The sequence below is a fragment of the Staphylococcus croceilyticus genome (assembly GCF_002902575.1).
Lineage (GTDB): Bacteria > Bacillota > Bacilli > Staphylococcales > Staphylococcaceae > Staphylococcus > Staphylococcus croceilyticus.
Genome location: NZ_PPRD01000025.1, coordinates 1 through 13834 on the forward strand (window position 1 = coordinate 1; position 13834 = coordinate 13834).

General features: G+C 30.2%; 11 protein-coding genes. 3 read left to right on the forward strand and 8 right to left on the reverse strand.

The window, feature by feature from the left end; genetic code table 11:
* Nucleotides 1–345: 345 nt before the first annotated feature.
* Both CD128_RS12005 and CD128_RS04535 read left to right on the forward strand, forming a co-directional pair.
* Complete coding sequence (locus CD128_RS12005) at nt 346–987, forward strand: LPXTG cell wall anchor domain-containing protein (RefSeq protein ID WP_103328872.1); 642 nt, start codon at nt 346–348, stop codon at nt 985–987.
* Between the two features lie 136 nt (nt 988–1123).
* A complete protein-coding gene (locus CD128_RS04535; protein WP_103328873.1) occupies nt 1124–1522 on the forward strand; it encodes a hypothetical protein in 399 nt (132 codons plus the stop codon).
* 66 nt (nt 1523–1588) lie between these two features.
* Here CD128_RS04535 and CD128_RS04540 read toward each other — a convergent pair whose 3' ends face one another.
* Complete coding sequence (locus CD128_RS04540) at nt 1589–2770, reverse strand: MFS transporter (protein ID WP_103328874.1); 1182 nt, start codon at nt 2768–2770, stop codon at nt 1589–1591.
* Between the two features lie 278 nt (nt 2771–3048).
* Between CD128_RS04540 and CD128_RS04545 the strand changes: the two genes are divergently transcribed.
* Nucleotides 3049–4029 (forward strand): tRNA dihydrouridine synthase, encoded by a 981-nt coding sequence (locus CD128_RS04545; protein WP_103328875.1) that lies wholly within the window; start codon nt 3049–3051, stop codon nt 4027–4029.
* Nucleotides 4030–4167: 138 nt separating this feature from the next.
* Here CD128_RS04545 and CD128_RS04550 read toward each other — a convergent pair whose 3' ends face one another.
* The 7 genes from CD128_RS04550 to CD128_RS04580 form a co-directional block, all read right to left on the reverse strand.
* Nucleotides 4168–5235, reverse strand: coding sequence for an acyltransferase family protein (locus CD128_RS04550; protein ID WP_103328876.1), 1068 nt, complete (start codon nt 5233–5235; stop codon nt 4168–4170).
* A gap of 355 nt (nt 5236–5590) precedes the next feature.
* Complete coding sequence (locus CD128_RS04555) at nt 5591–6124, reverse strand: DUF3267 domain-containing protein (RefSeq protein WP_231917259.1); 534 nt, start codon at nt 6122–6124, stop codon at nt 5591–5593.
* Nucleotides 6125–6141: 17 nt separating this feature from the next.
* The gene (locus CD128_RS04560; RefSeq protein WP_103328878.1) at nt 6142–6681 is read right to left on the reverse strand and encodes a M23 family metallopeptidase; all 540 of its coding nucleotides are present in this window, start codon (nt 6679–6681) and stop codon (nt 6142–6144) included.
* A 657-nt stretch (nt 6682–7338) separates the two neighbouring features.
* Nucleotides 7339–7878 carry an immunodominant staphylococcal antigen IsaB family protein gene (gene isaB / locus CD128_RS04565; protein WP_103328879.1) on the reverse strand — a complete coding sequence of 180 codons (540 nt, stop codon included), beginning with the start codon at nt 7876–7878 and terminating at the stop codon, nt 7339–7341.
* 276 nt (nt 7879–8154) lie between these two features.
* A complete protein-coding gene (locus CD128_RS04570; protein WP_103328880.1) occupies nt 8155–10194 on the reverse strand; it encodes a catalase in 2040 nt (679 codons plus the stop codon).
* A gap of 305 nt (nt 10195–10499) precedes the next feature.
* Nucleotides 10500–11822 (reverse strand): trypsin-like peptidase domain-containing protein, encoded by a 1323-nt coding sequence (locus tag CD128_RS04575; protein WP_103328882.1) that lies wholly within the window; start codon nt 11820–11822, stop codon nt 10500–10502.
* A gap of 466 nt (nt 11823–12288) precedes the next feature.
* A complete protein-coding gene (locus tag CD128_RS04580) occupies nt 12289–13695 on the reverse strand; it encodes a glycosyltransferase family 2 protein (RefSeq protein ID WP_103328881.1) in 1407 nt (468 codons plus the stop codon).
* Nucleotides 13696–13834 lie beyond the last annotated feature (139 nt).

A 13834-nucleotide genomic window follows, 5' to 3' on the forward strand; every position in this document is an offset into this window, starting at 1 on the left:
AAGTAAGCCAATATGAACAGTGTTTAGTTAATAATATCTAAACATACAAGTATATAGAAGAAAAATGTTTAAGAAATGATTTGATTTCTCTACATTTCTTAAAATTAATTTAAACTCCTATGTAAATAATTTTTTAATATTTTAAATCTAACTATGAGATGAATATTTACTTCTAAATATTTGATGTATGAATTGATAATTCAATTTAATCTATATTAAAAATTTTAAAAATAAAATATATTTAATCGTAAATCTTTTGTAAAGTTTTAGAAACATCATTGAAATAATTTTGTAACAATTAAACAATGTAAATGTAACAAAACTATAAAAAGGAGATGGAATTAAATGAACAACAAATTTAAATTAGGTACATTTGCATTAACAACTACATTATTATTAACAGATGTTTCGACTACTACATATGCAGCAACTAATGATACGACAACTGATGCTACAACGACTCAAAGCCAACAAACTACCCAAGGTGAACGCCCTTATGGCGGTATTACACCTCAAGGCATGATAAATGAACAATATTCTGAACTTGAACAAAATGTTCCTAATCCAAATAGCGTATCTCAACAACAATATCAACTTGCTTTAAACGACGCTACTCAAGATATTGCTGACAAATATAACACTACAATTACTGTGGCAGAAGGCGTATTCAAACCAAACGCTGTTAGAGATGATAACGGACATGCTTTACCTTTAACTAAAGACGGTAATTTCTACCAAACAAATGTGGATGAAAACGGCATTAACCACGGCGGTAGCGAAATGTTAAACGATCAAACTGACAAAGCTACATCTAATCAAACTCAACAAACTAATCACGCTCAACAACAAACAACTAAAGATGAAAAACAAACACTACCTAATACAGGAGCTAAAGAAACTCCTATTTTAACTACTACAGCCATTGGTGCATTTATCTTAGCAGTTGGCGTATTCTTCACATTTAAACGCAAAAATTCATCTCATTAATAATATAATAAATAAGCTAATATTATTAAAAAAGCATCCAACACCTTAATTTGTGCTGGATGTCTTTTGTCTTAATACAATAGTTTCAAGCTCTACACCTGAAATGGAATGGATATGTTAATAAAGGAGATTTGTCATGAATAAAGAAAGCTTAAAAGTTACTATTGAACAACTATATGAGGATATATTAATCAACTTAGATACTAAAAAAATTAATCATTATTTTGCTCCTAATTACATTCAAACCACTGATCATCATATTTCAAATATTAAAGAATTCACGGAGCATTTAGAAAAACTCAAAGAGATAGTAACTAAGTTATCAATCGACTCTTTTAAAACAATGCTTATCAATGAAACTCAAAATATAGTTTTTCTTCGTTACGATGTTAATGTTGAGAAAAAAGATGGTTTTGTCGGGAAAATAGAAGTATACGCAGAATTTACTTTTAATGAAAATAGAAAAGTTGTCTCATGTAATGAACTAACACGACCCTACCATGAAACATTAGAAGGCATAGGTAGTATTAAATAGCTAAGATACTAATTTATAGTACCTTAGCTTATTTTATATCATAGTAAATTATTAGACATTAGTATCTTATATTTTCTTTTTCATATAAGTACTAAAGTATATAAATACGAACAGTATCAGTATAGAAACGATTAAGTAGATAAACTTTTGAGAATAATTAAGTAAAATACCAAAAATTAAAAATGATACTGGAGTTAAAGATTGTACTATAGATTGATTTAATGAAAAAACTCGCCCTTTATATTGTTCATCAATATAGTTTTGTAAATAAATTGAATAAGGTATATTACTTAAAGGTAATGCCGAGCCAATTACAAAATATACAACGCCTATTAGCACAAAAGCTAAGTAATTTTGCATGTTTAAAAACAAAGTCATACTGAGTATTAATACTGCAAGAAACTGTAGAATAATCGAAATTTGGAATGGTAATTTAAGTTTATTTTTAATTGGATATATTGAAAATACTAAAGATATGATAAACATGCCGATTGTTAGTGAAGATTCAATCACACCAAACTGTTGTGAACTTAATTTCATGACTTGAATTGAAGTAATTGAAACACCAACCACTACCGAATTAATTAAAAAATTTAGTATTATAGCTACTAACATAAAGTTTAGTAATGTTTTATTTTTTAATAAATATGAGAAGCCAATTTTAAAATCTTGCTTTAAACTATTTTTATTTACTTCTATCACTCTATCTATTTTTATGGCCATAATAAATACCATTGCCAATAATTCTGTAATAATATTAATTAATGCTAAATATTCTATTTTTAAAGCTGCAATCAATATTCCCTCTAGAATTGGAGCTAGAAATCCAATCCCTACAGTATACATTTGTCTTAAAGAAATAAAACGTTCGATATCTTTTTCCGAGATATTTTTGATATTAGCATTTACAATGATACTTATTGCTCCATCCGTTAAATTTAAAATAACACCTAGTAGAATGATGTAATAAAAGTAATGATTAAAAATACATATAAATACACTCAAAGCAATTACATTTATAATTTGTGAGACAATCACTATTCTCTTATTGTTATATTTATCAGCATATACTCCAAATAATGGTTGACTTAAAATTGTAGACAGTACAATTATTGTTAAATACAATGTGTATACTGTCGGAGAGTGAGTATTTTTTAAAATATAAAATGCACAAGCGAAAGTAAAAACTTTAGATCCAATAGACGAAATCACATCAAATAATAATAAATTGATAGTTTGAATATTCATAGAAGCACCCTTTTCTAGTTAGTAGAAATATATATAAATATTGCTATTTTACTGAAAATTGTCAATTTTCTGTTTATTTTAGATGATTTACTCTCTTTAAGTTTGAAAAGCTATTTCAAAAATAAATCTCTTATATACTTATTTTTTAGACTACGCGCAGACCGCCCTCTCCTATGTTAAAACTAATAAAATTCCTTTTGTATAAGTTCACCATTTGTGGTAATATCATCATGCATAAAAATTAGAGATATTAATAAAGAAGAAGGTTTAAATATATTATGAAAGAAAATTTTTGGAGTGAATTGCCACGTCCATTTTTTATTTTGGCACCTATGGAAGACGTGACAGATATCGTCTTTCGTCACGTGGTTAGTGAAGCAGCTAGACCAGACGTCTTCTTCACTGAATTTACAAACACAGAAAGCTTTTGCCATCCTGAAGGCATCCACAGCGTTCGCGGACGTTTAACATTCAGTGAAGATGAACAGCCTATGGTCGCTCATATTTGGGGCGACAAGCCAGAGCAATTCCGTGAAATGAGTATCGGTTTAGCAGAGATGGGCTTTAAAGGCATTGATTTAAACATGGGATGTCCCGTAGCTAATGTAGCCAAAAAAGGTAAAGGTTCAGGATTAATTCTACGCCCTGAAGTTGCAGCTGAAATCATTCAAGCCTCTAAAGCAGGTGGCTTACCAGTAAGTGTTAAAACACGTCTAGGCTATTATGAAATAGATGAGTGGAAAGAATGGTTAAAACACGTCTTTAAACAAGATATCGCAAACCTATCTATCCACCTTCGTACACGTAAAGAAATGAGTAAAGTAGATGCACACTGGGAATTAATCTCAGCCATTAAAGAAATGCGCGACGCAATCGCACCTAACACATTATTAACTATCAACGGTGATATCCCAGACAGACAGAAAGGGCTAGAACTTGCTAATAAATATGGCATTGACGGCGTAATGATCGGTAGAGGAATTTTCCACAATCCTTTTGCCTTTGAAAAAGAACCCCGCGAACATACAAGCAAAGAATTACTAGACTTATTCAGATTACATTTAACATTATTTGAAAAGCATTCTACTGAAGAAACACAACAATTCAAAGCTCTACGCAGATTCTTCAAAATCTACGTACGTGGCATCAAAGGCGCAAGCCAACTACGCCATCAATTGATGAGCACTGAAACAGTAGACGAAGCTCGTGCATTATTAGACGAATTCGAAGCACAAATGGATGAAAACGTAGAAGCTTAAAAATATGACAAAAACACCTTATTAAGTTAGATTTAATTCAACTTAGTAAGGTGTTTTTATTTACTTACATTGTTTCAAAAATACCCTTTATATACATAGGACATTTAAAACTAATGTATTTATTCTTCTCTCATAGTTCTAGTCCACTAAATTTTGTTGATAACTTTGATAAAATTTTTCATACTTCATTTTCCCAATACCGCCAACGATATACTTGCCGTATTTACTTAAATTCATAACATAAGCTATACATACAGAGAAAGTTACAGTTAAAGTAAATGTAAAAATAATATTAAAAAATGGATGCTCATGTAACGATCCTAATCTATGTACAAAAAAGTAGTGAATTAAGTAAATTGAAAATGAATAATTACTAATAAAGATAACAAATCTAGGAACATATTTTATATAAGATGATATTAAGAAGAATAATAAAATAACCATTGTTACATAAATAGGGGTATCAAACCGTTTAGAATCAACTAATGTCAAAATTCCAGATAAATAGTTGAATATAACCATCATTGTTACTACAATCGTACCAATCACAATATGTAAGGTGTATTTTTGAATTCGATTCATCATTGTTTCATAATAGTATCCCATATAGAAACCTAGTAAGAAGTAACTTAGCCATCCAATGAATAACATCCATCCTTCTCTTTGCCAAAGCCAATTAAACCAAATATTTTCGGGTGCATCTATAAAGTTTCTCATAGCCCAAAATAAAGACGTAATAACTAAGGAATATATAATTAACTTTATTGGATTAAGTTTCACGAGATACTTGGCAAATAGCACATGTAATAAATAAAACTGAAAAATGATAACAATAAAATATGTTAACGTGCCCCCATGAAACATCATAAAACCAACAGATTCTAAATAATCTTGGAAATTTTTCGGATGACCATACACATAAGCAAGACCCATATTAATAATGATGTATGGTATTCCTAAAGTAAGTAGTTTCTGTTTGAAAAAGTTTTCTTTAACTTTAGTTTTGTATTGTTTAGCTAATAAAAATTCTGAGATGAAAACAAACATTGGCGTAGCATACAATAACAATAATTGAAAAACTCTTAGTAAATAGCCTTCATTTGGCATATCAAATTTATAAAAAGTAGTTGTTATTGTATGAATCATCACAACACTTAAACAAGCGATTGCCCTCATCCAAAAAATAATCGATGTATAAACTCTCATCTGCATTCTCCCTTTAACATACTAAACCATGAATTCTTTTCTATTTGAATTTAAAAAATCACAGCCAAATTTCATTATATAATATATTTTTATGCAAATTCAAAATAATTCAAATATATACTTTTTAATATTGCAACTATTAATTTCTATGTATTTTAGATTCCTTGGTAAGACCTCTATGTAATAAGTAATTGGACTAAATGATTAATTTATTTATATAGTAACTAATAATTATAGAGGCAATTGCATCATTATTTACCTTCAAAACATAAAAAATTGAACTTAGGATTATAATATCAGTCCAATTTTTTATATAGCCAGTATTAATTTAATAACTAAAAAAGGGTTATTTAATTTAGTGAATGATAATTCCTGTATTTGTGGTTTCAATTGTTGAACGTTTAGGCGCTTTGAACATTTTCCAAACCCAATAAAAGTCACCTATACAACATCCCGCATGAAATGTAGCAAAGAAGAAAAAGAGACCGCGTGGAAACCATCCTAAAAATAAAGTAATTATAAATATTGTTGTAATAATTACAAAAGGCGCAATACTACTAATTGTAAAAGTTAATGGTGTAAACGTCCCACCTGGTATTGCACAATAAAACATGCCCTTAGTTGCCCCAAAATAAACTTTGTTCTTAGGTGAAAATAGTTTGAAAAATATTCCATGTATACATTCATGGATTGCAAACATAAGTATTAAGAGAATAATTATAAAAAGCGCATTGACTAATAATGAATCAAAAAATTTAGGGGTATCTGCCAATTTCATAATTAAATAGAATATAATACCAAAAACAACAAAACTAATATAAGAGTATACTGCAAGTTTATTAGCTAATTTTTTATCTTCTAATATATTGATTTCTTCCAAAAGTAACACTCCTTTTTTGAATTACATTAATAACAATTTTGCCCAGTTACTACATCACCAATTATTGGATTCTCTAAATTTTCAAATTTAATTTTCTTTGCTAAACAATCCTCACTCAATAAAGGTGTATTCATCACTTGAAAATGGATATGTGGTTCAGAAGAATGACCTGAATTGCCACACTTACCTAAAAGGTCACCACTTTCAACGCTTTGACCAAGCGTCACTAATATAGAGTTGGGCATAAAATGTGCTATCAAACTATACTCTTGTTCTCCATGGCGCATGATGACGTAGTTTCCTAATAATTGTTTTTTATTCATTACTCCTGGTTGATTGTCTTTAATACTGTTACGTATATCAACAACCACACCGGATCGTGGGGCAACAATATTTTGCTTATAAGCAAAATAGTCTTCGTTATAATTGCCTTCATCCGTATAAGTTTTATTTTCTTTCTCAATCAGTAAATCATAAGCATACTTTTGAGATGGAATATTACTATGGTAGTTCGTTAATAAAGTATCGCCACCCCAAACAACTTTCCATTTTCTATCTATAGGCATGAAATAGTTATAATATGTAAAAAAATTGCTCTTTTTCTTTATTAATGGGTACGAGTAATAAACCTAATATCTTTTTAGTTACTTTATGAATAGTTATAGCAATTCCCCATTTATTATCTTTACTTAAATAGATGCAACGAATTGAATTATTTAGCTCTAGTTGATTGAACATTTCATGGGAACGACCTTTATATTTTAAGATAATCTTTTTTAGATGGCGCTTTTTTATTTTACTTTTAAATTCTTCATCTAAATTTCGATATAACAGTTTGTATTTATTATTTTCAATACAATTTATATAATCACTAATTTTGATAAAATAACCTCCAATAATAATAAAAAATCAATCTTTAGAATAACTATTTGAGACTACGAATTGCCAGCACCATAATAGCTGTTAATAAGTATGAGATGCCTTCTAGTTTTATTAAAAGTGTGATACCATATTTCAAAGTGACTAAACCTTTATCTATATAAATCTTTACACTACGATCTATTAGAAGTAATAAGCTATAATCTCCAATATATTAGTATTAAAAACACGAACGCTAAAAAAGCTATGAAGAAATCTATAATTATAAATTTTTCATAGCCAATTTTATAGTTGCAGATAGAAAGACCTTTTTAACTCATCCTTTAAACTTATACTGCATAAACTTATACTGCAAAATGACCAATCATAATATTTTGAACTTTACCATTGTTAGTGTAGAAAGCAATACCATAATGCTGTTTATAAGGGTTATATACATATACTTTTATACCTTTAGAACTATTTGCTAATTTCAATTTATTTCCATATGCATTCATTAATTGTTTCGTTGTCAATTTACCATTTGCATCAAATGATACATATCTTGCTACTGTTCCATTAGAGTTTGTAATTGCAAATGTTTGGTCGTATTTTTGAACATTTTTAATTGCATTAGGAAGCGCTTTTTTGCCAGTTGTATAAGGGATTTTCACACCATTAATTTTAAAATTATCGTATTTTAAAGTATTAATAAACGCTGGATCTAGAACGAAAGAAGGCGTACCTTTTGATGTATATCCATTGTAATTATAATAAGGTTTTACATTTTGATGTTGTGCTGCATATGCTTCGTTTACATGAAGGTTATCAACTGAATATCCTACTCCGAATAATGTTCCTAGGGCCACGACAGATGACAATGTAATTTTAGTAAGTTTTTTCATAGTTTTTCTCCTTTTAATATAAATTGAATAGTAGCAAGTCCAAAATTTATATTACCATTCGATTACAATATTACATTTATATTACAAAACATGCAATATTATACTATATAAAGTTTTGTTAACTTTATATGAAAACTGTAAACAAAACTTCAATACACTTACTTCCTCTTCGCATTTACCTAAAAAAAGCACTTTCTACTTTAAAGTTTTAATAGAAAGTGCTTTTACTAGTTAGAAAAGGTTATATTTTAGACTGCCTTCCCTCTTCTTTTTTCTTTATCTGTCCCAATATCTGAAACGTTCAAATGCATCTAGAATCGCATCAGGTTTATCAGAAACAATCACACCTGGCGCATCTAATTGGATTTTACTATGATTTAATAACTTAGATGCTACTTCAGATACAACAACTGGTTTTTTGTGTTTATAACTTAATTCAGCAAAATCAACAGCATCTTCTAATAATTCATTGCCATCTGATAAGATAATCACACTATCAAAGACAGTTGAACTTGCTGTACTGTAAGTTTCAGTGATACCAACTTCTTCAGTTAAATCTTTCGCATATTGTCCCACAAATGCAAAGTTCAAGCGATTGTTTGAGAAGACTTCAGCATATGCTTTTAATGTATCTGCGTCAATATCACCATTAATTAATACGGCTACAGAGTGACCTAATAATGGAATATCGAATTTTTCTAATGTTAATTGGCTATCACTTGCATCAGATTGAACTTCTTCATTATTTTCAGGCACATCAACGCCAACATTCTTAGCCACATATTCAGCTAATTGACGATCAACTTTATTTAATTGGTTAACCGCATTTTGTTTAACCATTACTGATTTACATTTACCAATTTCGAATGAGAACGCATCAGCCATATGTTGTTGTTCCGCTTCAGTTAAGCTATTTTTATAAAGTTTAGCTTGAGTATAATAATCTTTGAAACTTTCACTACGTTGACGCACTTTGTGGCCTTCCACTTTTTCTTGGTAATGTTCATAGCCGCCTTTTTCTTTAGGCGTTGTATGTGGTTCATTATTATTCAAGCCATTTTTATGGTAAGCTGTTTGGCCTTGATGGATGTCCATTTGGTGCATCGCATCACGTTGGTTATTGTGTACGCCACTAACTGGTCTATTGATTGGAATTTGATTAAAGTTTGGTCCACCCAATCTTGAAATTTGTGTATCTGTATATGAGAATAAACGTCCTTGTAATAATGGGTCATTTGAGAAATCAATACCAGGCACAACATGGCCAGTATGGAAAGCAACTTGTTCAGTTTCCGCAAAGACATTATCAACGTTACGGTTTAACGTCATTTTACCTACACGTTTTACTGGAATCTGATCTTCAGGCCAAATTTTCGTAGGGTCTAAAATATCGAAATCAAAGTCAAATTCTTGTTCAGGCGTAATGATTTGGAAACCTAACTCCCATTCAGGGTAATCGCCTTTTTCAATTGATTCGTATAAATCTTTTCTATGGAAATCGACATCTTTACCATGTAAGATTTGTGCTTCATCCCATACCAAGCTTTCTAAACCGTGTAATGGTTTCCAGTGGAATTTAACAAAGTATGATTGACCTTCTTTGTTTACCAATCTAAATGTATGTACACCGAAACCTTCCATTTGACGATAGTTCTTCGGAATACCTCTATCACTCATCGCCCAGAAGACTGCATGCGTAGATTCAGGGTTTTGTCCAAAGAAGTCCCAGAATGTATCATGTGCTGAACCACCTTGAGGCATTTCATTATGAGGTTCTGGTTTTAATGCATGTACAAAGTCAGGGAATTTAATTGCATCTTGAATAAAGAATACTGGGGCGTTGTTACCAACTAAATCAAAGTTACCTTCATCAGTATAGAATTTAGTTGCGAAACCACGAATATCTCTTACAGTATCAGGAGATCCTTTTGATCCTTGCACTGTAGAGAAACGGACGAATACTGGTGTTGTTTTTTCAGGGTGAGTTAAAAAGTCTGCTTGTGTATATTTGCTCATATCTTCATATACTTTAAATTCACCATGTGCACCAAACCCACGCGCATGTACAACACGTTCAGGAATACGCTCATGGTCGAAATGCATCATTTTTTCACGGAAATGGAAATCTTCTAGAAGTGTTGGACCTCTATCGCCCACTGTAAGAGAATTTTCATCCTCACTTACTTTTACACCATGGTTAGTAGTAATTGCTTGATTATCATTATTTTTCTTTTGTGCTTCTAATTGTTCAAGCTTTTTATTATTTGATTCTGTCACCTTTATCTCCCCCGATAAATTAATATTTGCCTTTATCATGACTCTTTACTTAATATGCCCTACTCTACGATAAACGCTATACAATTAAATTATTCCCTTTACCCGTTTTTTTAATCACATTTTAAGCCTTATAATTTTAATATATTTTTTATTCGTGATTTTTATTTTTACAAATTTATTTTCTTGAAAAGTGGAGAAGATATAGGCATACGAGAAAGTGATTACGCATACATAAAGGTTAACTTTGGCCATTTTCCTAAATAAAAAAAGACATCATCAAAAGACTTACTCTTTCAATGATGTCTCGCATAAACTATTTAAAATCAATCTTAAATCCACTCACTCTACACAATATTATCAAGGATTTCCTTACGTAAGTTCCCTCTAATTTCCGCCATTGTGTTTAAGTGATATGTCTTATACTCTCCTGAATCCACTCTAAATGCATGAATACCTAACACTTCATTCTTATCATTTAACACAGCAGCTCCAGACGAACCTGGTTCAGCCATCATTTGATAATAACCGATAGGATTAACATTACGCGCGGTCATAGAATATTTACCTTTAGAATGGTACATCGTTCCCGCAGGATCATTTTTATACTGCCCTGATGGCGCACCATAATGATACATATGAATAGGCGTATTGGCTTTCAATGACTTAATTGTCTTTTCAGATGCAATTTTGCGTATCGGCATGTATTTCGAAATATCCTCGTATGTATACACTAAAGCTACATCCCCGTTTTGTAACATCTGCACACCAAAAACCTCAAGTGTTTTAGCTACTTTTGAGCCCTCTTGTAATAAGTTCACGCGCATATTCTGAGGCTGTGATGGTGATAAAGGTCGATGCGCACGTTGATCATTCACCACATGATTAGCAGTTAAGATAGTATGCTTCCCAATCGCAGTTCCAGTCCCGTACGTTAACGTTTTGGCCGTTGGATTCCAATTATATACTGTCGCGATGTTAGCATACTTAGGTTTAGCATGTTCAATTGTCACACCTTTATTTCCGGATTTCTTCATGATTTTTAAAGCATCATCAAGACCTGACTCTTTCGTCGTTTGTCCGAAATCTCGCACATTCTCACCGCCAGGTACATTAGAAGGCCATCGCTTAGGCGGTTGGTTATAATAGTTTTTATTAGTTGATGATGTTGTGGTTTTTGGTAGTGTTTTAGCTGTCGTTTTAACGCTTGGTTGCACTGGTTTACTTTTTGTAATGGTTGCTATCCTAGGCGTTTTCTCATTCTTTGGATTACTTGCAGCCTTAGTCGTTTGAGTAAGTAACTGCGGTTTTGATGTTTTTGATACCGCCTTACTTGGCGTTTTAACATTTGGTTGCACTGGCTTACTTTTCGTAATTGTCGCTGATTTAGACGTTTTCCCACTTTTTAGATTACTTACAGTTTTTGACGTTTGAGCGGGTAATTGTGGTTTTGATACTTTTGGCACTACGCTTTTTGATACTTGATTAGAAATTGCTTTCTTATTTTGTGGTAGCGTTGTAGATGTATGAACAGCTTTAGATGGACTCATTACACTTTTATTTTGTGGCTTAACTACCGTATTTAACGTATCATGAGTAGTCTTCACATCATTATCTTTAGTTAAAGCCTGTGCTTCATTTAATTGGAAAAAGAAGACCAACCCCATCATTACGAATACCATAACTATTATTTGAATATATCTTTCGAATTTTACCCCTTTGTTCACTATAAATATCTCCTCTTACTTTAAAAATATAAATAATTTATCTTTTAATAATATTTATTATATACATTTATTACCAATATCTACAATATTTTATTTACAAGAAGAGATTAATATTTGATTTTATATTTGTAATGTATACTCATAAAAAAGCACCCCAAAAGTTAGATTTTCAATTTAACTTTTGGGATGCACATCAAAGAGCACTTTGTCTTTATTTTTATTTCAAACACTGAATTTTTTATTATAAAATATTTTTACTTATTTTTGAGAATGCTCTTTTTCACTTTCAATAACGCACATCTAATAAAATAAATGAACCAACTCAAAACCTAATTAATTATATTTCTATTAGATAATGCATCTGAATTAATTTCCAAAAACAAATCATGATTATGAGGTAAAATTTTAATTATTTCTTTATATATCCTAAATTACCACCAACAGTTTCGTAAAAATCAAAGCGCATGCCAGATTTAATTACTGAACCATTTAAATCTTTATCTAAAACTGTAAGCGCTAATTTCCCTTTAGGTAGGTTATCTGTTTTAAACTGAACACTATATTCTCCAGATTTGAAACGATTTTTCTTAATGTCTATTACAATAAACTGAGTTGGATCTTTTCGATTTTTAACTTCTAGATATTTTAAATCAGAGTTTTTAGAAAGTAATTTTAAAAAGATTTTATCATTTTCTTGCTCGATTTTTAGCAATGTAGGGTGCATTCTTTTTTTATAATTTGTCCCTTTAAATGAATAATAATAGATATCATTTTTCTCATGAAGTGGTTTATCATCTTTTTTAAGATAAAATTTAACGAATTTTATAATCTCTTCTTTATTGCCTTTACGTATTAACTTTATTGCTTGTCGGTTTAATTCATCATCAACATAATCTAAAGGATTGAAATTTTCTTCTATCATATGAATAATATTTTGAAAAATAGGAAGTAATTCATCAATGTCACTAATAAATCGCTTCTTATAGAATTTAGCTTCTAAAATATCTTTATTAATAATACGGTATAGTAAATTAGGCATTAACTTATTATTTTTATACTTATCCATTAAATGTCTATAAGCTTCTCCTTGCCATTTCATTCGATTAATAATTGTTGAACTTTCTGATTTCACTAAAGAAACATTATCATCATATCGATTAGCGCAATAAACTACCTCTTGCGTCGTACTAATACGTCTCGTATTGAAAAATACTTCTGCAAAAAATTGTAAATCCTCTCCATAAATCATTTCTGGAAATTGTATATGATTCTTTTTAATTACGCTAGCTTTAATCATACGGCCAGCAGGCGCCAGATGATAAAACGACTTTCTAAAATATTTTAAATCTGTTTTCTTATATGCAATTTTAGATAAGGCAACTCCACTTCTAGCAATACGGTCACTATGCACATATTTAGTTAATCCAGTAGCATAATCTGTCTTATTTGTTTTTAAAAGTGTATATAGCTTTTCTAAAGCACCTTCAGGTAGCCAATCGTCTCCATCTATGAATATTATGTATTTTCCTTTACTTAAATCAATAGATAAATTACGTGGTTTTGCTGGAGTACCTGAATTTTCATCTAATTGAACAAACTTATAGTTAGCAAAACTATCCATTTTTTTAGCAACAATATCGTATGTTTGATCAGTAGAACAATCATCCACCACAATGACTTCAAAATCTTTCATATTCATTGTTTGTTTCAAAATACTATCCAATGTAGTATCAATAAATTTCTCTTTATTATATGTACTAATTAACACACTTACTTTGGGCCTATGATTGATTTCTTTACTCTTTACAATCTTCATTTCTATACTCCTTAAATCAATAATCAGTTTAATAATATAATGTATTTTTTAATAGTAATTACAATACAAACAATAATACATTATACATAATACAACAATTTTTTCTATATCTATTATTATAACAATACAACAATATAAT

What these genes read in the sequence shown, in the direction of transcription:
- CD128_RS04575 (WP_103328882.1), bottom strand. Translation starts at nt 11,822, where the DNA reads ATGATGGGGTTGGTCTTCTTTTTCCAATTAAATGAAGCACAGGCTTTA.
- CD128_RS04570 (WP_103328880.1), bottom strand. Translation starts at nt 10,194, where the DNA reads ATGATAAAGGCAAATATTAATTTATCGGGGGAGATAAAGGTGACAGAA.
- CD128_RS04550 (WP_103328876.1), bottom strand. Translation starts at nt 5,235, where the DNA reads ATGAGAGTTTATACATCGATTATTTTTTGGATGAGGGCAATCGCTTGT.
- CD128_RS04540 (WP_103328874.1), bottom strand. Translation starts at nt 2,770, where the DNA reads ATGAATATTCAAACTATCAATTTATTATTATTTGATGTGATTTCGTCT.
- CD128_RS04560 (WP_103328878.1), bottom strand. Translation starts at nt 6,681, where the DNA reads ATGCCTATAGATAGAAAATGGAAAGTTGTTTGGGGTGGCGATACTTTA.
- isaB (WP_103328879.1), bottom strand. Translation starts at nt 7,878, where the DNA reads ATGAAAAAACTTACTAAAATTACATTGTCATCTGTCGTGGCCCTAGGA.
- CD128_RS12005 (WP_103328872.1), top strand. Translation starts at nt 346, where the DNA reads ATGAACAACAAATTTAAATTAGGTACATTTGCATTAACAACTACATTA.
- CD128_RS04535 (WP_103328873.1), top strand. Translation starts at nt 1,124, where the DNA reads ATGAATAAAGAAAGCTTAAAAGTTACTATTGAACAACTATATGAGGAT.
- CD128_RS04580 (WP_103328881.1), bottom strand. Translation starts at nt 13,695, where the DNA reads ATGAAGATTGTAAAGAGTAAAGAAATCAATCATAGGCCCAAAGTAAGT.
- CD128_RS04545 (WP_103328875.1), top strand. Translation starts at nt 3,049, where the DNA reads ATGAAAGAAAATTTTTGGAGTGAATTGCCACGTCCATTTTTTATTTTG.